This is a genomic window from Massilia sp. LC238, from assembly GCF_000735635.1.
GTDB lineage: Bacteria > Pseudomonadota > Gammaproteobacteria > Burkholderiales > Burkholderiaceae_D > Telluria > Telluria varians.
Map to the genome: position 1 here is coordinate 176,595 of NZ_JNNN01000038.1, position 18,791 is coordinate 195,385.

The 18,791-nt window shown below is 66.8% G+C and carries 18 protein-coding genes and 1 riboswitch; of the genes, 11 read left to right on the top strand and 7 right to left on the bottom strand.

Annotated elements, in window-relative coordinates:
• Positions 1-195: 195 nt before the first annotated feature.
• The 3 genes from FG94_RS10220 (at position 196) to FG94_RS10230 (ending at position 2,853) form a co-directional block, all read left to right on the top strand.
• On the top strand, positions 196-1,710 hold the full coding sequence (locus FG94_RS10220; RefSeq protein WP_036210654.1) for a PhoX family phosphatase: 1,515 nt from the start codon (positions 196-198) through the stop codon (positions 1,708-1,710).
• Positions 1,711-1,738: 28 nt separating this feature from the next.
• On the top strand, positions 1,739-2,308 hold the full coding sequence (locus FG94_RS10225) for a PEP-CTERM sorting domain-containing protein (protein ID WP_036210657.1): 570 nt from the start codon (positions 1,739-1,741) through the stop codon (positions 2,306-2,308).
• A gap of 71 nt (positions 2,309-2,379) precedes the next feature.
• On the top strand, positions 2,380-2,853 hold the full coding sequence (locus FG94_RS10230) for a YaiI/YqxD family protein (protein WP_036210660.1): 474 nt from the start codon (positions 2,380-2,382) through the stop codon (positions 2,851-2,853).
• Between the two features lie 12 nt (positions 2,854-2,865).
• On the opposite strand, the gene FG94_RS10235 is transcribed toward FG94_RS10230, so the two are convergent.
• Entirely contained in the window at positions 2,866-3,807 is a 942-nt protein-coding gene (locus tag FG94_RS10235) for a hydrogen peroxide-inducible genes activator (RefSeq protein WP_036210663.1), read from the bottom strand.
• Positions 3,808-3,951: 144 nt separating this feature from the next.
• On the opposite strand from FG94_RS10235, the gene FG94_RS10240 reads away from it, so the two are divergent.
• Together FG94_RS10240 and FG94_RS10245 are read left to right on the top strand one after the other, a co-directional pair.
• Positions 3,952-5,139: a PilT/PilU family type 4a pilus ATPase gene (locus FG94_RS10240; RefSeq protein WP_036210666.1), complete on the top strand. Its 1,188-nt coding sequence runs from the start codon at positions 3,952-3,954 to the stop codon at positions 5,137-5,139.
• A gap of 14 nt (positions 5,140-5,153) precedes the next feature.
• The gene (locus FG94_RS10245) at positions 5,154-5,627 is read left to right on the top strand and encodes an adenylyltransferase/cytidyltransferase family protein (RefSeq protein WP_036210669.1); all 474 of its coding nucleotides are present in this window, start codon (positions 5,154-5,156) and stop codon (positions 5,625-5,627) included.
• Between the two features lie 38 nt (positions 5,628-5,665).
• Here the strand turns inward: FG94_RS10245 and FG94_RS10250 are convergent, their stop codons facing one another.
• Entirely contained in the window at positions 5,666-6,424 is a 759-nt protein-coding gene (locus tag FG94_RS10250) for a PEP-CTERM sorting domain-containing protein (protein ID WP_081925913.1), read from the bottom strand.
• A gap of 412 nt (positions 6,425-6,836) precedes the next feature.
• Positions 6,837-6,922, top strand: a riboswitch (cyclic di-GMP riboswitch).
• Between the two features lie 94 nt (positions 6,923-7,016).
• Here FG94_RS10250 and FG94_RS10255 point away from each other — a divergent pair.
• Both FG94_RS10255 and FG94_RS10260 read left to right on the top strand, forming a co-directional pair.
• Complete coding sequence (locus tag FG94_RS10255; protein WP_036210675.1) at positions 7,017-8,807, top strand: S8 family serine peptidase; 1,791 nt, start codon at positions 7,017-7,019, stop codon at positions 8,805-8,807.
• A 99-nt stretch (positions 8,808-8,906) separates the two neighbouring features.
• Positions 8,907-9,740: a metallophosphoesterase gene (locus tag FG94_RS10260; protein ID WP_036210678.1), complete on the top strand. Its 834-nt coding sequence runs from the start codon at positions 8,907-8,909 to the stop codon at positions 9,738-9,740.
• On the opposite strand, the gene FG94_RS10265 is transcribed toward FG94_RS10260, so the two are convergent.
• The 3 genes from FG94_RS10265 to FG94_RS10275 are packed head-to-tail and all read right to left on the bottom strand — an operon-like array spanning position 9,737 to position 12,869.
• Positions 9,737-10,459: an ABC transporter ATP-binding protein gene (locus FG94_RS10265; protein WP_036210681.1), complete on the bottom strand. Its 723-nt coding sequence runs from the start codon at positions 10,457-10,459 to the stop codon at positions 9,737-9,739. The two genes, FG94_RS10260 and FG94_RS10265, sit on opposite strands and share 4 nt — an antisense overlap.
• A complete protein-coding gene (locus FG94_RS10270) occupies positions 10,452-11,654 on the bottom strand; it encodes an ABC transporter permease (RefSeq protein WP_036210684.1) in 1,203 nt (400 codons plus the stop codon). The genes FG94_RS10265 and FG94_RS10270 overlap by 8 nt, the downstream gene beginning before the upstream one ends.
• Before the next feature lie 3 nt (positions 11,655-11,657).
• Positions 11,658-12,869 carry an efflux RND transporter periplasmic adaptor subunit gene (locus FG94_RS10275; RefSeq protein WP_036210687.1) on the bottom strand — a complete coding sequence of 404 codons (1,212 nt, stop codon included), beginning with the start codon at positions 12,867-12,869 and terminating at the stop codon, positions 11,658-11,660.
• A gap of 237 nt (positions 12,870-13,106) precedes the next feature.
• Between FG94_RS10275 and FG94_RS10280 the strand changes: the two genes are divergently transcribed.
• The 4 genes from FG94_RS10280 to FG94_RS10295 all read left to right on the top strand — a co-directional run bounded on the left by FG94_RS10280 (position 13,107) and on the right by FG94_RS10295 (position 16,643).
• On the top strand, positions 13,107-14,072 hold the full coding sequence (locus FG94_RS10280) for a fasciclin domain-containing protein (RefSeq protein ID WP_051996415.1): 966 nt from the start codon (positions 13,107-13,109) through the stop codon (positions 14,070-14,072).
• Positions 14,073-14,155: 83 nt separating this feature from the next.
• The gene (locus tag FG94_RS10285) at positions 14,156-14,818 is read left to right on the top strand and encodes a response regulator transcription factor (RefSeq protein ID WP_027866993.1); all 663 of its coding nucleotides are present in this window, start codon (positions 14,156-14,158) and stop codon (positions 14,816-14,818) included.
• Positions 14,811-16,172: an ATP-binding protein gene (locus tag FG94_RS10290; RefSeq protein WP_036210690.1), complete on the top strand. Its 1,362-nt coding sequence runs from the start codon at positions 14,811-14,813 to the stop codon at positions 16,170-16,172. Before FG94_RS10285 ends, FG94_RS10290 begins: the two co-directional genes overlap by 8 nt.
• A gap of 63 nt (positions 16,173-16,235) precedes the next feature.
• Entirely contained in the window at positions 16,236-16,643 is a 408-nt protein-coding gene (locus tag FG94_RS10295; protein ID WP_036210693.1) for a YgiW/YdeI family stress tolerance OB fold protein, read from the top strand.
• 2 nt (positions 16,644-16,645) lie between these two features.
• Here the strand turns inward: FG94_RS10295 and FG94_RS10300 are convergent, their stop codons facing one another.
• Both FG94_RS10300 and FG94_RS10305 read right to left on the bottom strand, forming a co-directional pair.
• Positions 16,646-17,347: a TrkA family potassium uptake protein gene (locus FG94_RS10300; protein ID WP_229413147.1), complete on the bottom strand. Its 702-nt coding sequence runs from the start codon at positions 17,345-17,347 to the stop codon at positions 16,646-16,648.
• Positions 17,337-18,665, bottom strand: coding sequence for a TrkH family potassium uptake protein (locus FG94_RS10305; RefSeq protein WP_036210696.1), 1,329 nt, complete (start codon positions 18,663-18,665; stop codon positions 17,337-17,339). Before FG94_RS10305 ends, FG94_RS10300 begins: the two co-directional genes overlap by 11 nt.
• Positions 18,666-18,791: the final 126 nt, after the last annotated feature.

The window sequence follows — 18,791 nt, forward strand, 5'->3', positions numbered from 1 at the left end:
TTGTCGAGCAAGAACTGTTGAGCAGAAGACAGGGATTCTAAAGCCTTTTGGCGGAAGCGGCCGGCGCGCGTCTCCAATCCTGAAAGTTGCCATTTTGTTGTCATCGAACCGACATTTTTGTTTGTTTTAATGCATTGGCTCGCAACGCACGGATGAGCACCAGCCCGCCGTTCACCACCCATTGGAGAAGCAAGCATGACCGACAAGGACCTCCCCCCACCGAATTCGCCGCTGAGGCGCAACCTGCTCAAGGGCCTGGCCGGCTCGACAGCGTTGCCCTTCATCGGCGCCTTTGCCGCACTGCAGGCGCAGCAGGCCATGGCGGCCAATGGCGCCACCACCCTGGTCGACAGCCCCTACGGCCCGATCGCCCCGGTCAAGGACCTGGCGACCGGCCTGCCGCTGCTCCAGCTGCCGGCCGGCTTCACGTATAAAAGCTTCGGCTGGCGCGGCGACCGGATGAGCGACGGGAAGACCTGTCCGGGCGGCCATGACGGCATGGGCGTGGTCCTGTCGCGCAAGCTGGGCCGCAGTACCGAGCTGGTGCTGGTGCGTAACCACGAAATCGGCGGCACTTCCCCCGGCAACTTCCTGGATGCGGTCGGTGTCTACGATAGCGGCGCCGTCAGTACGGGCGTGAGCAACCGCTTCGGCGGCGGCACCACCAACCTGCTGTTCCGCGACGGGAACTGGGTCAGCATGACGCCCAGCCTGGGCGGCACCCAGACCAACTGCGCGGGCGGCATCACTCCCTGGGGCACCTGGCTCAGCTGCGAGGAAGTCGGTTCGGACAATGTCAGCGCCGCCGGCAAGAAGCACGGCTACGTGTTCGAAGTCCATGCGGACCCGGCGCTCACCACCGGCCAGCCGATCAAGGGCATGGGGCGCTTCGCGCACGAAGCCGCCGCCGTCGATCCGGCCACCGGCATGGTTTACCAGACCGAGGATTCCTCGGGCAAGTCGGGCTTCTACCGCTACGTCCCGGACATCCGGACCGGCGCCTACGGCAGCCTGGCCCTGGGCGGCGTGCTGCAGATGGCCAAGGTCAAGGGCGTCAACAACGTCAACCTGGCCACCATGCCGGTCGACGCCACCGTGGAACTGGAGTGGGTGAACATCGCCGACCCGGACGCCAACCGCGGCGACGCCACCGGGCCAAGCGGCGTGCGCATCACGAATGCCGCCGGTCCTTTCGTGCAGGGCTGGGTGCAGGGCGCCGCGCGCATGAATCGCGGCGAGGGCATCTGGTACGCGCAGGGCAAGGTCTACGTGATGGACACCGCGGGCGGCGCCGTGTCGCGCGGCACTATCTGGGAACTCGACCTGGCCACGCAGGTGCTCAAGTGCATCTACTCGAGCCCGAGCGCCCTGGTGGGCAACATGGGCGACAACCTGACCGTCAGCCCGCGCAACGCCATCCTGATCTGCGAGGATGCCTCGACCGCCGCCACCGACCCATTCGGCTTCGGCCAGCGCCTGATGGGCCTGACCGGCGCGGGCGACGCCTATATCTTCGCCAAGAACAACATCAACCTGAGCGCCGCCCAGCTGACGGGCGCAGGCAAGCTGGCCTCGCTCGCCGGCGACCAGCGCGGCAACGAATTCGCCGGCGCCTGCTTCGACCCGACCGGCCGCTACCTGTTCGTCAACATCCAGACCCCGGGCATCACGTTCGCGATTACCGGTCCGTGGGCCCTGGGCCCCTTATGAGCGCATTCCAGACCAAACGGAGAACCCCATGAAATTGACCAAACTGTGTGCATTCGCCGGCGCCCTGGTGCTGTCCGGCGCCGCCAATGCCGCCCTCCTGACCGGCAGCGCCGGCGCCAACCCCGTCGAGGATTTCAGCGGGGCGGGCAGCGTGGCCTTCAACCTCGACCTGCGGAACTTCAGCAGCAGCACGCTGAACTTCGTGCTGGAAGCGGAGGACCTGCAGGGGCCGCTCAGCTTCGATGCGCTGGTACGCAACCTGGCCGGCGCCGACCTGAGCCGCTTCAGCTTTAACCTGCAGGGCATCCGCTTCGCCGGCGCCGGCAGCGTCACGCCGGCCTTCGGCAGCATCAGGGCGATCGATGCGGGCGCCACCACCGCCGTGATCCACTTCGCCACGCCGGAGTACGCCGAGTTCCAGTTCGGCGACGTGTTCGGCGCTGCCGGCCAGGACTGGCTGCTCGACACCGCCGGCCTGCAGGCGGGCGACCGCTTCAGCATCACCGCCACCGTGCCGGAACCCTCGACCGCCGCGCTGGTGCTGCCGATGCTGTGCATGGCTGGCTTGGCTGCCGCGCGCCGCCGCAGGAAGGACTGAGCACTTATCCAGGTGTGAAGGGAAGGGCTTGCCGGTACAATCGGTCTCCTGCCGACAAGCTCTTCTTCATCATGCATATCTGGGTCGATGCCGACGCCTGCCCGGGCGTCATCAAGGACATTCTTTTTCGCGTGGCCGAGCGCCTGCAGCTGGACGTCACGCTGGTGGCCAACCAGTTGATCCGGGTGCCCGGTTCGCGCTTCATCCGCGCCCTGCAGGTGCCAAGCGGACCGGACGTGGCCGACGCCGAGATCGTCGCGCGCGTGAACGCGGGCGACATCGTCGTCACCGGCGACATCCCGCTGGCGGCGCAGGTGCTGGAGAAGGGCGGGCTGCCGCTCAATCCACGCGGCGAGTGGTACACCAAGGACACGATCGCCCAGCAACTCACGATGCGCGCCTTCATGGAAGAGCTGCGCGGCAGCGGCGTCGATACCGGCGGGCCGGCCGCCTTCAGCCAGGCCAACAGCCGGAATTTTGCGAATGCGCTGGACCGGCAGCTGGCGCGCTCGCGCGCGCCTGCGCCGAAAACCGGCCAGCAGTAAGGCGCGAGCCGGTCAGGCAGCGGCTTCGAGCGCCACCATGTCCACGCCGGGCAGCTTGCACTCGCCCACCGCCGCGGCCACCGCGTCGATCGCCGCGCGGCGGGTAAAACTCTTGCGCCACAGGATGACGACCCGGCGCGAGGGCGCCGGATGGGAGAAGGGCACGTAGGTCAGCAGGCCGTTGGGGTCGTGCATGTCGGCCACCGAGGCGCGCGGCAGCACGGTCAGGCCGATGCCGCTCGCCACCATGTGACGGATGGTCTCCAGCGAGGAGCCTTCGAAGGTGCGCTGCATGCCGTTGCCCGGCGACGAATAGCGCGCCATCTCCGGGCACACTTCCAGCACTTGGTCGCGGAAGCAGTGGCCCGCGCCCAGCAGCAGCATGGTTTCCAGCTTCAGGTCGTCGGCCGGGATTTCCTTGCGCTTGGCCCAGGGATGCGAGCGCGGCATCGCCACCACGAAGGGCTCGTCGTACAGGGTCTGCATCGACATGCCGTGTTCCGGCAGGGGCAGGGCCACGATGGCGGCGTCGAGCTCGCCCTGGCGCAGCAGTTCGAGCAGCTTGTGGGTGTAGTTCTCCTGCAGCACCAGCGGCATTTGCGGCACGGTGTCGATCAGGCGTTTTACCAGCGGCGGCAGCAGGTAGGGGCCGATGGTGTAGATCACGCCCAGGCGCAGCGGCCCGGCCAGCGGATCCTTGTTCTGTTTCGCCAGTTCCTTGATGGCAGCGGTCTGCTCCAGCACGCGTTCGGCCTGGGCCACGATCTGCGCGCCCAGCGGCGTGACGGAGACTTCGGAACCACCGCGCTCGAACAGCGTCACTCCGAGCTCGTCCTCGAGTTTCTTGATGGCGACGGAGAGGGTGGGTTGGGCGACGAAGCAGGCTTCGGCGGCATGCCCGAAGTGTTTGGCGCGCGCCACGGCGACGATGTATTTCAGCTCGGTCAGTGTCATAGGTTTTTTCCACGATGTCACGGCTGGTATGCCGTTTATCCTGACACAATGTTGGCATTTAGTCAGCCAGGATTTCATCACCCCCTCATCATAGTCGATATAATTGCCGGGCAGGATTTCCGCCTGCGTTTACGCGAGGTACCCATGTCGTCCACCTTCGGTCCGGCGGAAGCCCAGGCCTACATCCACAAGCTGCTGACGGTCATGCATCACCAGGGCGGCTCCGACCTGTTCATCTCCAGCGATTTCCCGCCCAGCATGAAGCACCAGGGCGCGATGAAGCCCCTGAGCCAGCAGCGCCTGTCCGGCGAGGTCACGCGCGCGCTGGCCCTGTCCCTGATGAACGAGCGCCAGCGTCTTGAATTCGAAGCCGAGATGGAGTGCAACTTCGCGATCTCGCTCCCCGGCGTGTGCCGCTTCCGCGTCAACGTCTTCGTGCAGCAGCAGAGCGTGGGCATGGTGGTGCGCACGATCGCCTCCGAGATCCCGAACTTCGAGAAGCTCGACCTGCCGGACGTGCTGAAGGACGTCGTCATGACCAAGCGCGGCCTGGTGCTGGTGGTCGGCGGCACCGGTTCCGGCAAGTCCACCACGCTGGCGGCGATGATCGACTACCGCAACAGCAACTCTGCCGGCCACATCATCACCGTGGAAGACCCGGTGGAGTACGTCCACAAGAACAAGAACTGCCTGGTCACGCACCGCGAGGTGGGCGTGGACACCCATTCCTGGCACAACGCCCTGAAGAACACGCTGCGCCAAGCGCCGGACGTGATCCTGATCGGCGAGATCCGCGACACCGAGACCATGGAACACGCGATCGCCTTCGCCGAGACCGGTCACCTGTGCCTGGGCACCCTGCACGCGAACAATGCCAACCAGACCCTGGACCGCATCATCAACTTCTTCCCGGAAGAGCGCCGCAACCAGCTCCTGATGGACCTGTCGTCCAATTTGCGCGCGGTGGTCTCGCAACGCCTGATCCGCACGGAGGACGGCAAGGGCCGCAAGGCGGCCATCGAGATCCTGCTGAACACCCCGACCATCGGCGAGATGATCCTGAAAGGGAACTTCCAGAACATCAAGGAGATCATGCACAAGTCGCGCGAACTCGGCATGTGCACCTTCGACCAGGCCTTGTACGAACTCTATAACAAGGGCTACATCGGCTACGATGAAGCGATCCGCAACGCCGACTCGGCCAACGGCCTGCGCCTGCAGATCAAGCTCTCGGGCGAGCGCAAGGGACCGATTGGTGCCGGCGCCAGGTCCACCGAGCTGTCCATGGCGATCGAGGAAGAACCGGAAGACGACGCACCCACTACCACCTGATTTTTACAAGCCTTATGCCTGCATTCGAGAACAAGATCTGCACGCGCGCCGAGCTGGCGCAGCGTATCGCCCAACTGCCGAAGCCGGTGGTGCTGACCAACGGCGTATTCGACATCCTGCACCGCGGCCACGTGACCTACCTGGCACAGGCGCGCGAACTGGGGGGCTCGCTGGTGGTGGCCGCCAACACCGACGCCTCGGTCAAGCGCCTCGGCAAGGGCGACGACCGCCCGCACAACACCCTGGCGGACCGCATGGCGGTGCTAGCGGCACTGGAATCGGTGAGCCTGGTGGTGGACTTCGACGAGGACACCGCGCTCGAGGTGGTGCTCGAAAGCCGCCCGGACATCTATGCCAAGGGTGGCGACTACGACATGACGAAGATTCCGGAAGGGCAGGCGGTGCTGGCCTATGGCGGGCGGGCGATGGCGGTCGATTTCGAGCATGACCGCTCGACGACCAAGCTGGTGGCCAAGATCAGAGGCTGAGTAATCCGGGCAGGGCTGGCTGCCCGGGTACAAGCGGCTCAGGCCTTGCGTTGACGGCGACGCAGTGCCGTCATGCCTGCCATGCCCAGGCCCAGCAGTACGATACTACCGGGTTCCGGCACTTCGCTGCCGCCGCCTTCGCCATCATCGGGGAGAACTTGCACGAAGAAGGTGTCGTGGCCGCCGTTCGCGCTGGACAAGGATGCTGCGAGGCCGATCCGGTTGGAAGAAGCCCAGAAGTCCTGTGAAGCCAGGGCCTGGGCAGCATCGAGCTTGAAGGCATAGCCCGACTTGCCCGTGCCAGCGTCAGTATTCTCACCCTCTACTGATTCCTCGAAGGTGATCGGTGCGAAGGCGCCTGAATTCCATAGAGACGCTCCACCGTCGGAATAGATGGTCAGGACCAGTGACTCGAGCCTGATACTGTCTCCACCAGGTTCGACAGGGTTGAAGATGAAATACAGTTGACTGGTCTGGGTGACGTTCAATTGGCTGAAAGACCAGGTCGAGGCGAGCACGTTGGAGTTCCCATTGGCCTGGACGTCGCCGGTCGTGCCGTCAGTCCCATCGGTGTCGCGAAACACCGAACCCGACGACTTTCCATAGTTAGGGTTGTCGACCCCGCCAGGCAGGTTTTTACGGTTGTCGTTCTTCAGGGTCAACACAGTGTTCACATTACCGATCCCGGACCCGGAATCGGTGACGTTGCCGGCTGAAACAAGTGAGGCATGACTAGGTGTTGACAAGACCCCAAGCAGTACTGCAGCAAGCGGCCACTGACAAGTCTTGAGTTTCATAAAATTCCTTTCAGGGAAGCTTTCCCAAAATTTAAACCCCTAAAGAACTAATTTCTATTAGTTTTGGCATCCTCTGAAGTTTCAGTTGGTAATTAATAATGATCATTCTTCAGAGGCAGTAGTGTTCATGCATGATTCATACCAGGAGTTACAAAGCGCATTGAAATCAAACACTTGTGTGTATTTACTATGGCGGGGAGGCCGTCACTGTCAAATTCATCGACAATATTGGTATGAATGTACATGTCGGTAAAAAAATATCTTAATGGAAATAATTTATGTAAATGAAATCAACATGTTAAGTGTTTAATATTTCTGAAAGTTCTGATCAGCTTGACCTTTCTCGAAAGAAAAGTTTACGAAGAGTAGTAAATTTAGTTGCGTTTAGGAATCAAGGGTAATAACATTTGGTTTCTGAAAAAGGCAAACCGCGCGAAAGCACGGGACGCAAAGTCACGGTCTACCGAGCGCAAGCTCCATGACGGCAGGACTGCCAGACGCAAGTACGCTTCCCGGACTCCGCCGTGCGGTCCGGTGTGGAGGCGTGCCGTTCATGCGGCAGTCCTGTTGAGAACACTTAACAGGAAATGCCATGAGCTTCATTCATACCCCATTCGCACTGCGCGCCCTGGCGCTTGCCGTGCTCGGCGCCAGCGCCGCCTTTTCCGCCGTCGCCGCACAACCCGTCGATGAGCTGCTGGTCAAGGGCCGGATGCTGGTCGAAGTCCGCGACGGCGTCACGACCGATGCGCTCGGCAAGATGATCGAGACGCCCGGCCACAAGCGCTACAAGCTCGGCCAGAGCGGCATCTACATCGTCGACCTGCCGGCCAATGCCTCCGAAAAGGCCGTGCTGGCGCGCCTGAAGAACAATCCGCACGTGAAATCGGCCGAGCAGGATCGTCTGGTGCTGAGCACGCTCGCGGTGAACGACCCCTACATCGGCAGCGCTTGGCACGTCGGCAAGATCGGCGCCAACGCCGCCTGGGATCTGGCGCAGGGCAGCGGCGTGACGATCGCGATCCTCGATTCGGGCATCGACGCCGCCCATCCGGACCTGGCGCCGAACCTCGTCGGCGGCTACAACGTCTACGATGCGAACACCAACCTGGCCGACGTCTGCGGCCACGGTACCTCGGTCGCGGGCGCCGCGGCGGCGGTCAACGACAATGCCATCGGCGTGGCCGGGATCGCCGGGCGCGCGCGCATCATGCCGGTGCGTGTCGCCTACAAGAAAGCCACCGACGGCGGCTGCTATGCCGCCTACAGCACCGTCGCCAGCGGTCTGATCTACGCCGCCGACAACGGCGCCCGCGTCGCCAACGTCAGCTACGGCGGCGTGACCACCAGCTCCTCGGTGACCAGCGCGGCGAACTACATGAAGTCGAAGGGCGGCCTGGTCTTCGTTTCGTCCGGTAACACCGGCACCGACCAGGGCTATGCTCCCAACAGCGCCATGATCGTGGTCGGCGCCACCGACAGCAACGACAACCGCGCCAGCTGGTCGAGCTACGGCAGCTTCGTGACGCTGACCGCACCCGGCAGCGGCATCTGGACCACCCGCATGGGCAACAGCTACGCCGCCGTCAACGGCACCTCGTATGCGAGCCCGGTGGCCGCCGGCGTGGCCGCGCTGATGATGGCCGCCGCGCCGACCGTCTCCAACAGCCGCATCGAAAGCCTGCTCTACTCGACGGCCGTGGACCTGGGCGCGGTCGGCCGCGACAACTACTTCGGCCATGGCCGGGTCAATGCCGCCGCCGCGGTGCAGGCCGCACTGGCCGCCGCCCCGGTCGTGGACAGCAGCGCGCCCAGCGTCGCCATCCAGGCCCCGCTCGGCAGCAGCACGGTCTCCGGCCTGGTGGCCGTCGATGCCAGCGCCAGCGACAATGTCGGCGTGACGCGCGTCGACCTGCAGGTCAACGGCACCACGGTGGCCAGCGACACCAGCGCGCCCTACGGCTTCAGTTGGAATTCGGCTGGCGTGCCGAACGGGATGGCCAACCTGGTCGCCGTCGCCTACGACGCCGCCGGCAATGCCGGCCGCTCGGCCAGCGTGGCCGTCAACGTCGCCAACGCCACCACGGTGCCAGCCTCGAGCGCGGATACCACCGCGCCGACGGTCAGCATCCTCAATCCGGTGGCCGGCGCGGTCTCGGGCAACGTCAAGGTCAGCGTGAGCGCGAGCGACAACCTGGGCGCCGCGGCGCTGTCCCAGCAACTGCTGGTGAATAATGTCGTGGTGGCGCAGGGCAGCGGCGGCAGCCTGTCGTACACCTGGAACACCCGCAAGCTGGCGGTGGGAACCCACACGCTCAAGGCGGTGGTGCGCGATGCCGCCGGCAACATCGGCAGCGCGAGCGTGAGCGTGGCGATCCGCTGAGCGTCGATCGTCGCTTGTCCTTCCAGCGCCCGGTGCATCGACCCGGGCGTTTTTCATTTCGTGGCAAGATTGTCGGATCTTAGACAGACAGGAGTCCGCATGCTGATCGCCCAAGTCACCGACCTGCACCTGCACGCGGACCCCGGCCATCCAAACCTGGCGCGTTTCAACAGGGTGCTGGATCACCTCCTGTCCCTGCAGCCGCAGCCCGGATTGCTGGTCCTGAGCGGCGACCTGGCCGACGACGGCGCGCCCGAGAGCTACCGGCACCTGCAGGGGGCGTTGGCGCGCTGGCCGCGTCCGCTGCGTTTCGCGCTGGGCAACCACGACCATCGTGGGCATTTCCGCGCCGTGTTCGGCGAGAGCCACGACGCGGACGGTTTCGTGCAGGGCCGCGCCGAGTTCGGCGGACTGGAGGTCGTGGTCCTCGACAGCCTCGAGCAGGGCCGCCACGGCGGCGCCTTCTGCGAGGCGCGCGCCGCCTGGCTGCGCCAGGCCGTGCAGGACAGCCGGGGTGCGCCGTTGCTGGTCTTCCTGCACCATCCGCCCGTCGACGTCGGCATCCCCTGGATCGACCCGGGGCCGGGCCAGGACTGGATCGCCCGCCTCGACGCCGCGCTGCAGGGCGCGCAGGTCGCGGGCATCTGCACCGGCCACGTTCACCTGGCCGGCATGTTTCCCTGGCGCGGCCGCCAGGTCGTGACCTGTCCGTCCTCGTCCTCGGACCTGAGCCTGGCTTTCTCGCCCATGGCGGCCGGGCAGCCGGACGGACGGGCGCTGGTGGAGCAGGGCGAGCCGGCCTTCGCGCTGCACCGCTGGGAAGACGGCGCCCTGGCGACGTTTTTCGCCCGCTGCCCGCAGCGCTTGCTGGCGCGCTGGGATGCGGGCACGCAGCCCATGGTGGCGGCCATGCTGGCCGAAAAACAGGCCTAGGCGATCCTGTCGCTCTCGATGCGGCCGTCCACCAGGGTGATGGTGCGGTCGCATTGCTCCGACAGGCGCGGGTCGTGCGTCACCAAGAGTACCGCGCAACCGAACTCGCGGTTGAAACGGCGGAACAGCTGGAACACTTCGGCGGCGGATTTGCTGTCGAGGTTGCCGGTCGGTTCGTCCGCCAGCAGCAGGGCCGGACGGGTCACCAGGGCGCGCGCCACCGCCACGCGCTGTTGCTGGCCGCCCGACAACTGGTCGGGCTTGCGTGCTTCCATGCCCGCCAGTCCCACCTGCTCCAGCAGGGCGCGCGCGTGATCGGCCTGCGCGCGGGTCGGCTTGCCGCCCACTGCCATCAGCGGCATCAGCACGTTTTCCAGCGCGGTGAAGGCCTGGATCAGGTGGTGGAACTGGAACACGAAGCCGATGCTGCCGCCGCGCAGGGCAGTGCGGCGGGCGTCGTCCATGGCGCTGGTCGGCTCGCCGAGCAGGAACAGCTCGCCCGCGGTGGGCCGGTCGAGCAGGCCGATCAGGTTGAGCAGCGTGCTCTTGCCGGACCCCGAGGCGCCCACCAGGGCGGCGAAGTCGCGCCGCTCCAGGCGCAGGTCGATACCGTGCAGCACCTCGACTTCGGTCGGCTTGCCGACGTTGTAGCTCTTGCGCAGGCCGTCCAGGCGCAGCACTTCCTGGCCGGCGTCGCGCCCGGAATCGCGTTCAGACATGGCGAATCGCCTCCACCGGATCGAGGGCCGCCGCTCGCCGCGCCGGCACCGCCGCCGACACGATCCCGGTCACGGTCGCCAGCGCCGCCGCGCCCGCCAGCAGCGTGGGATCGAGCGGGATGGTGAACAGCTTCGGCCCGAAGGTATTGAACGCGCCCACCAGGGCGTAGCCGGCGGCGCCGCCCAGCAGCGAACCGGCCAGCCCGAGGAGGGCGCCCTGCACCAGGAACACGCGCAGCATCCGCCCGCGCGTGATGCCCATCGCGCGCAGGATCCCGATCTCGCGGGTACGCTGGACCACGCTGACCGACAGCACGCTGGCGATGCCGAGGGCAACGCTCAGGGCCACGAAGGTGCTGATCATCCGCGTCGACAGGCTTTGCGAGCGCAGCGCGTTCATCAGCTGCGCATTGGTCTCCATCCAGCTCTCCACTTTCAGGCCGGTCAGGCGGGCGGTACGCGCGGCGATCTCGCGCGCCGCGAAGATGTCGTCCACGGTCAGGTCGATCACGGTGGCGGCGCCCGGCAGGTCAAGCAGCGACTGGGCCTGCTTCATGTCCAGGTAGACGTAGCGCGCATCCAGCTCGCGCACGCCCAGCTCGAAGATGCCGGCCACGTTCACCACGCTCTCGCGCCCCTGGCCCCCATCGAGCCGCAGCTTGTCGCCGACCCGCATGCCGAGGTCCCTGGCCAGCTGCCTGCCGATCACGGCGTCGCCCGCCCCGATGCGAAAGGCGCCTTCCACGATGTCCTGCTGGATCGGGATGATGCGCTGGTAGCGCGGCGGATCGATGCCCACCAGCGCCACCGACTCCAGCGCATCGCCGCGCCGCGCGAAGGCCGGTCCCAAGATCAGGGGCGAGACCGCCGTGATGCGCGGCAGGGTGTCGAGCACGTCGCGCACCTCCTGCCAGTTGTTGATCGAGCGCAGGCGCTGGGCGCGCTTGCTCTCCAGTACCAGCTGGGTGGTGCCGGCCGCCGGCGGCAGTATCCGGTTGTGCTCCTCGGTGGGCTGGACCTTGATATGGGCCTGGGTTCCCAGGGTACGGTCGATGATGTTGGCCTGCAGCCCGTTGATCAGGGCGGTCAGGAACACGATGACGGCGACGCCGACGCCGATCCCCACCAGGATCAGGATGCTCTGCGTCCGGCCTTCGCGCAGGAAGCGGGTGGCGATGGTCCACTCGAGCCACATGGGTCAGTCCAGCCTGGCCGGCAGTTCCCTGCGGGTGGCCGAGTCGGCCGGCATGGCGGCCGGCGCCGGCCGTACCCGGTCTCCGGCGCGCAGTGTGGCGGGCGGATCGGCCAGCACCCAGTCGCCGGCGCGCAGGCCGGCCGTGACCTCGGTCTGGACCAGGCCACGCAGGCCGAGCTGGACGCGGCGGCGCTCGGCCCGGCCGGCCGCCACCACCCAGGTCTCGGCCTGCCTGCCCTGCACCGCCAGCAGGGCGTCGTTCGGGACCACGATGGCGCGCTCGCGCCGGCCGGTTTCCACGTTCACCGAGACGGTCATGTCCTGGCGCAGGAAGGCGGGCGCCGGATCGACGGCGAGGCGCAGGTCCACGGTGCCGCGCTGGGGATCGACGGCGGGGGCGATGAAATCGACCCGGGCTTTGAAAGGCTGCAGCGGATAGGCGTCGGCGACGCAGACCGCGCCCTGGCCGACGGCCAGCACCTCGAGGTTCTTCTCGTCCACCGGCACCAGGATCTCGGTAGCGCCCGCGCGCGCGATCTCGAACAGGATGCGGCCCGGCTGCACCAGGTCGCCCGGTTCGGCGTTGCGGGTCAGGACGGTGCCGGCGACTTCGGCGCGGATGGTGGTCTTGGCCAGCTGCGCCCTGGCATTGGCGAGCCGCGCGCGGGCCGCCTGTTCGCCCGGATTGCCCGGCACCAGCGCACGCGCGGCCAGGCGTGCCTGCTCGGCCGCGATGCGGGCCACGGTTTCGGCCTGTGCCGCCTGTTCCATGGCCTCGCGCGTGATCATCTGGCGCTCGAACAGGTCGCGCCGGCGCGCCGCTTCGCGGCTGGCCTGGGCCAGCCGCGCTTCGGCTTCGCGCAGGCTGGCCTGGGCCTGCGGCCGGGTCGACTGCTGCAGCTGGGCCAGCTCGGCCTCGGCTTCGCGCACCGCCGCCTCGAGGTCGTCGGCGCGCAGGATCGCCAGCACGTCGCCCGGCCGCACCGCGTCGCCTTCGCGCACGCGCCGCTCCAGCACCACCGCCGTCAGCGGACTGCCGACCTGGGCGCGCGAGACCGCCGCCACCCGGCCGGTGGCCACCACGGTCTGCACCATGGGCCGCTCGCGCAACTGGTAGGCGGCCAGTTCCGGCCCGCGCAGGCCGTGGAACAGCCACCAGGCCAGCGCAGCCAGGATCAGGACGGAGGCAATCGCGAGCAGTCGATGTCGTTTCACGGCATTCTTTTTGTTGGAATTGATGAGCTTTATTGTAAACGAAGGACCGCTGGGGAGGCGGGCAGCCTGTCCGATAAAAGCCGGTATAGACAAGCAATGTCCCTTCGCTGACCCGGTTTCATATGAAATTTTAAACGTGCGTCGCGTGGTTGAACCTATATTTAATGTCAGAACACCGTAGTGAACCGCTTGCGTATACAACTCAACCATGATGTATCACTTCACCGGAGAACTGACATGACACTGCAAGGTTTCCTCAAATACGGGCTGGTGGTCTTTGCCTTCGCAGGCACCCTGGCCGGATGCGGCAGCAGCGACGACGATGACGACATGGCGCCGGTTCCGGTGCAGAAGAACATTGCCGACGTCGCGCGCGAGCAGGGCTTTACTGCGCTGCTGGCGGCATCGAGCAAGGCCGGCATCGCCACCACGCTGGCCGACCCCAATGCCCAGCTGACCGTGTTTGCGCCGACCGACCGCGCCTTCGGCGACCTGGCGACCCGGCTCGGCTTCGCCAGCGCGACGGCGATGGTCGATGCCCTGCCGGCCAGCGCGCTGCAGAACATCCTGAATTACCACGTGCTGACCAGCCGCAAGGCCTCGTCCGACCTGGCCGCGGGCGGCGCCACCCAGCAGACCGCCTATTCCTATGCCGGCGCGCCGAGCAGCCTGAACTTCGACTTCAGCAGCGGCGTGAAGATCACCGACGCCGCCCTCACCAGCGCCACCGTCACCACCCCCAACGTCGGCGCCAGCAACGGCGTGATCCACGTGGTCGACAAGGTGCTGGTGCCGCCCGGGGTGCTGAACATCGTGCAGATGGCCCAGGCCAATCCTGTCTTCAGCTCGCTCGTCACTGCCGTGGTCGCGAGCAACCTGCAGGGCACGCTCGCCGGCGCCGGCCCGTTCACGGTGTTCGCACCGACCGATACCGCCTTCGCGGCCGCGCCGCAAGGCTTGACTGCGGCCCAGCTGCGCACCGTCCTGACCTATCACGTGGTGTCGGGCCAAGTGCTGTCGACGCAGATTCCCTTCGGCACGCCGGTCGCCACGGTCGCCGGCCAGAACATCGTGATCTCCGCCGGCACGCCGCCGACCATCCGCGACACCACCGCGGCCCCGGCGCGCATCACCGCGGTCGACGTCAGGGCCAGCAACGGCGTGATCCACGTGGTCGACAAGGTCCTGATCCCGGCCCTGTAAGCAGCTCGTCCTCGGGGCGCCGTGCGCATGGCGCCCCTTATCCGTGGCAAGATGCCGGATATCGACATGGATAGAGGGCATCGATGCGCATCCTGCTGGCCGAAGACGACAGTTCGCTCGGCGACACCATCCAGGCCTGGCTGCGGCTCGACGGGCACGCGGTCGACTGGGTCCGCCGCGGCGACTCGGCCCGCACCGCGCTCGCGACCCACCGCTACGACTGCGTGCTGCTCGACCGCGGGCTGCCGGGCTTGTCGGGCGACGACTTGCTCGCAAGCCTGCGCGCGGCCGGCGACACCGTGCCGGTGATCCTGATCACCGCCTTCAATGCGCTGTCCGACCGGGTCGAGGGCCTCGACCTGGGCGCCGACGACTACCTGGTCAAGCCCTTCGAGCTGGAAGAGATGTCGGCACGCATCCGGGCGGCGGTGCGGCGCGGCGCCAGCCAGGCCAGCAACCTGCTGGCGCACGCCGGCATCGCGCTCGACCTGGAGACCCGCCAGGCCAGCCTGCATGGCCAGCCGGTGGCGCTGACGGCGCGCGAGTACCACGTGCTGCTCGCGCTTCTGCAGCGCAGGAACGGCATCGTCACCCGTGCCCAGATCGAGGAAAGCCTGTACGGCTGGGGCGAGGAAGTCGAGAGCAATGCCATCGAGGTCTACATCCACAACCTGCGCAAGAAATTCGGCAGCGACAGCATCGTCACGGTGCGCGGCCTCGGCTACCGGCTGAAGGAACATGCATAAGCCTGCCGGGCCGTGGTCGCTGCGCCGGCGCCTGCTGGCGGCCATCCTCGCCGCCAGCAGCGTGCTGTGGCTGGCCGGCCTCGGGACCCTCACTGCGATCGCCTGGCAGGAGACCGGCGAGGTGTTCGACGATGCGCTCGAAGAATCGGCCTATATGCTGATGGCGGCTACCACCGACCTCGATGCGCGCGGCCTGCTGGCTCCCTTGCCGCCGATGGAGGGGGACGGGGTGCGCCGGGTCGACATGCAATACCAGGTGGTGGCCGGCGGCCGCGTCGTGCAGCGCAGCGCCGGCGCCCCGGCGCATCCTTTCGTGGGCGGCTTCGGCGACGAGCATGGCTTTGCCGACCTGCGGGTGGAAGGCGACGACTGGCGCGTGTTCGTGGTGCGCGACGGGGTGCGGCGCTTCGAGGTGCAGGTCGGCCAGCGCGCCGACAAGCGCTTCGAGATACTGGAAGACCTGGCCGAGGCCCTGTGGCTGCCGGCGCTCGGCATCCTCCTGCTCCTGGGGCTGGTGTGCTGGTGGCTGACCGGGCGCGTGCTGGCGCCGCTGCGCCGCACCGCGGCCAGCATCGCCGCCAAGACCCCGGACGACCTGGCGCGGGTGGCGCTCGATGGCCAGCCGCGCGAACTGCTGCCGATCGTCGGCGCCCTGAACGAGGTGCTGGGGCGCCTCGACCAGGCCTTGCAGGCCGAGCGCCGCTTCACGGCCGATGCGGCCCACGAACTGCGCACGCCGCTGGCGGGCCTGCACATGCACGTGCAGCTGCTGCAACGCCAGCATCCCGGCCTGGCGGCGTCTTTCCACAAGCTGCGCCAGGACATCGGGCGCCTGACCGCGCTGGTAGACAGCCTGCTGGCGCTGGCGCGCCTGGACCCGCTGGCGCGTACCCAACTGGTGAGCCAGGCGGTGGCGCTGCCGCCCCTGTTCGCGGCGCTGCGCGCCGACTATGCGCCGGAGGCGGCGCGCCGCGGCATCGACCTCGCCTTGCACAGCGCGATCGATCAGGTCGAGGGCGACCCGCAGATGCTGGAGATCGTGCTGCGCAACCTGGTTGGGAATGCGCTGCGCTATTGCCCGGCCGGCAGCCGGGTCGAGGTCGAGGCCCTGCGCCATGCGGGTCGCGACCGGATCGCCGTGCGCGACAACGGCCCGGGCGTCGACGCCGCCAGCAGGGCGCGCCTGACCGAACGCTTCTTCCGGGTGCTGGGGCAGGAGGAGGGCGGCAGCGGGCTTGGCCTGTCGATCGTCCAGCGCATCGCCGACCTGCATGGGGTCAAGCTCGCCTTCGGGCCGGGCCTGGGTGGGCGTGGGCTGGGCGTGACGCTCGACTGGCCTGCGACGCAATCTTAAGATCGGTTTAATGTCCGGCCGGTGTAATGCGCCTGTGTCCCATCATTCACACCAGGAGCCAACATGAAACGCATTGTCCAGATTTCCGCTATTACCACCCTGCTGGCCGCATCGGCCTTCGCCATCGGCCAGCCGGCCGGCTATACCGGGCCGTCCGCCAAGCCGGCCGCGACTTCTGGCTACACGGGGCCGTCGAGCGTTCCCTTGACGACCGCCAAGGAGCTGCTCGACAAGGGCAAGGACGACCAGCACGCGCGCCTGCAGGGCAAGCTGCTCAGCCACAAGGGCGGGGACGACTACGAGTTCGCCGACCAGAGCGGCAAGATCACGGTCGAGATCGAGCCCGAACACTTTCCGGCGGGCGTGAGCATCGACCAGAACACCGTGGTCGAGCTGAGCGGCGAATTCGACAAGGAGACCTTCGGCGAATCCAGCTTCGAGGTCAAGCAGATCAAGGTCGTAGGCAAATAAGCTTACTTGCGCTTGCGCCCGCTGCTGGCGAACACCTCGATCTTCTTGGTCGGGCCGGAGACGATCAGGAGGTCGTTCGGCAGGATGCGGGTTTCCGGCTGCGCATGCTGGAAGTCCTCGTTGGCGCGCTTGACGCCGACCACCGTGACGCCGTGGCGCGAGCGCACATGCGACTCGGCCAGGGTCTGGTGGTGGGTGTCGAGCGGCGCATGGATCTTGGCGATGGCGAAGCCGTCCTCGAACTCGATGAAGTCCATCATGCGCCCGGTGATCAGGTGCGCCACGCGCGCGCCCATGTCCGCTTCCGGGAAGATCACGTGGTGGGCGCCGATGCGCTGGGCGATCTGGCCGTGCTCCGGCGTCTGGGCCTTGACCCAGATGTCCTTGATGCCGAGCTCGGTCAGGACCATCAGCGTCATCAGGCTGGCGGACAGGTTCGAGCCGATCGCCACGATGGCATGGGAAAAGTCGGCCACCCCCAGCTGGAGCATGATGCTCTCGTTGGTGGAATCGGCCTGCACCGCGTGGGTGAGGCGGTCGCCCCAGAACTGGACCAGGTCTTCACGGTTGTCGATGCCCATCACGTCGTGACCCAGGCGCATCAGGGACTGGGCGACGGCGCCGCCGAAGCGCCCCAAGCCGATGACGACGACGCTGTCGCTCGCCGAAAAGGCGAACTGCTCTGTAAAAATCCTACCCAACAATTGGATGTTCCTCCGGATAACGATAAGGCATGCGCCGTTCGCCCAGGACGAGCGAGGTGGCGAGCGTGATGGTGCCGACCCGGCCGATGAACATCAGCACGGCGAGCAGCAGCTGGCCGCTCGGCGGCAGCTGGTGGGTGATGCCGGTCGACAGTCCCGCGCTGCCGAAGGCGGCGATCACCTCGAAGATGATCTGGTCGGTCGGGAAGTGGGTGATGCGCAGCAGGATCACCGTGCCTACCGCGACGATGATGGAGCCCAGGACCAGCACCGTGATGGCCTGGCGCTGGGCCGAGGCGCCGACGCGGCGCCCGAAAGCTTCGGTATCGGTATGTCCTTTTGCTTCGGCGATCACCAGCAGGGCCAGGATGGCGATGGTGCCGACCTTGACGCCGCCCGCGGTGCCGCCGCTGCCGCCGCCGATGAACATCAGGAAGTAGTGCACGGCCCAGGTTTCCGGGGTGAGGGCGCCGATGTCCACCGTATTGAAACCGGCGGTGCGCGCCGCAACCGACATGAACATGCTGTTCGATAGCTTGTCGAACAGGGAAAATGGCCCGATGGTCCGCACATTGTTCCATTCCAATATAACGATCGCCAGGAAGCCTCCCAGCACCAGGATGAGCGAGCCGGTCAGCGTCAGCTTGGTGTGCAGCGACCAGTGGCGCGGGTCGCGCCAGCGGTGGCGCAGGTCGTGCAGCACGGGGAAGCCGATGCCGCCGATGACGATGGCGATCATGATCGGCCCCAGCACCAGGGCGTCGCCAGCGTAGCGCACCAGGCTGTCCGCATGGGTCGAGAAGCCTGCATTGTTGAAGGCCGAGGCGGCATGGAACAGCCCGCTCCAGGCGGCATCGCCCCAATCCAGGCCATGGCCGAGGTGCAGCCTGAGCGTGAGGACCGCGAACAGCAGCAGCTGGCAGATCAGGGCGACCTTGAACACGATCTTTGCCACGCTCGTGATGTCGCCCAGCCCGAGCAGGCGCGTCTCGGTCTGCGTCATCATGCGGGTGCGCAGCCTGGGCGAACGGTTGACCATCAGGCCGAGCAGGGTGGCGGCGGTCATCAGGCCGAAGCCGCCGAGCTGGAACAGGAACATGATGACGGCCTGCCCGAAGCCGGACCAGTAGCTGCCCGTGTCGACGATGGCCATGCCGGTCACGCATACCGCCGAGACCGAGGTGAACAGCGCGACCAGGGGCGGCGCCGGCAGGCCGTCGGCGCGCGCCGCCGGCAGCATGAGCAGCAGCGTGCCGGCCACGATGGCCAGCAGGAAGCCCAGGGCGACGGCCCGTGCGGGATGGATGAGTGTTTTCATGCGCGCATCCGTGTCGATGCGCGCGGCAGGGCGCTAAGGGTTCGAAAGTCCATGGTATCGTGAGGCCTGGCCGCTTGTCGGCGGCACTCGTTGCCTTGAATCACCCGAACCCTAACACATGGAGCG

Excerpts from the sequence above, each read along its gene's own strand:
- FG94_RS10220 (WP_036210654.1), top strand. The coding sequence starts at position 196 with ATGACCGACAAGGACCTCCCCCCACCGAATTCGCCGCTGAGGCGCAAC.
- FG94_RS10225 (WP_036210657.1), top strand. The coding sequence starts at position 1,739 with ATGAAATTGACCAAACTGTGTGCATTCGCCGGCGCCCTGGTGCTGTCC.
- FG94_RS10230 (WP_036210660.1), top strand. The coding sequence starts at position 2,380 with ATGCATATCTGGGTCGATGCCGACGCCTGCCCGGGCGTCATCAAGGAC.
- FG94_RS10235 (WP_036210663.1), bottom strand. The coding sequence starts at position 3,807 with ATGACACTGACCGAGCTGAAATACATCGTCGCCGTGGCGCGCGCCAAA.
- FG94_RS10240 (WP_036210666.1), top strand. The coding sequence starts at position 3,952 with ATGTCGTCCACCTTCGGTCCGGCGGAAGCCCAGGCCTACATCCACAAG.
- FG94_RS10245 (WP_036210669.1), top strand. The coding sequence starts at position 5,154 with ATGCCTGCATTCGAGAACAAGATCTGCACGCGCGCCGAGCTGGCGCAG.
- FG94_RS10250 (WP_081925913.1), bottom strand. The coding sequence starts at position 6,424 with ATGAAACTCAAGACTTGTCAGTGGCCGCTTGCTGCAGTACTGCTTGGG.
- FG94_RS10255 (WP_036210675.1), top strand. The coding sequence starts at position 7,017 with ATGAGCTTCATTCATACCCCATTCGCACTGCGCGCCCTGGCGCTTGCC.
- FG94_RS10260 (WP_036210678.1), top strand. The coding sequence starts at position 8,907 with ATGCTGATCGCCCAAGTCACCGACCTGCACCTGCACGCGGACCCCGGC.
- FG94_RS10265 (WP_036210681.1), bottom strand. The coding sequence starts at position 10,459 with ATGTCTGAACGCGATTCCGGGCGCGACGCCGGCCAGGAAGTGCTGCGC.
- FG94_RS10270 (WP_036210684.1), bottom strand. The coding sequence starts at position 11,654 with ATGTGGCTCGAGTGGACCATCGCCACCCGCTTCCTGCGCGAAGGCCGG.
- FG94_RS10280 (WP_051996415.1), top strand. The coding sequence starts at position 13,107 with ATGACACTGCAAGGTTTCCTCAAATACGGGCTGGTGGTCTTTGCCTTC.
- FG94_RS10285 (WP_027866993.1), top strand. The coding sequence starts at position 14,156 with ATGCGCATCCTGCTGGCCGAAGACGACAGTTCGCTCGGCGACACCATC.
- FG94_RS10290 (WP_036210690.1), top strand. The coding sequence starts at position 14,811 with ATGCATAAGCCTGCCGGGCCGTGGTCGCTGCGCCGGCGCCTGCTGGCG.
- FG94_RS10295 (WP_036210693.1), top strand. The coding sequence starts at position 16,236 with ATGAAACGCATTGTCCAGATTTCCGCTATTACCACCCTGCTGGCCGCA.
- FG94_RS10305 (WP_036210696.1), bottom strand. The coding sequence starts at position 18,665 with ATGAAAACACTCATCCATCCCGCACGGGCCGTCGCCCTGGGCTTCCTG.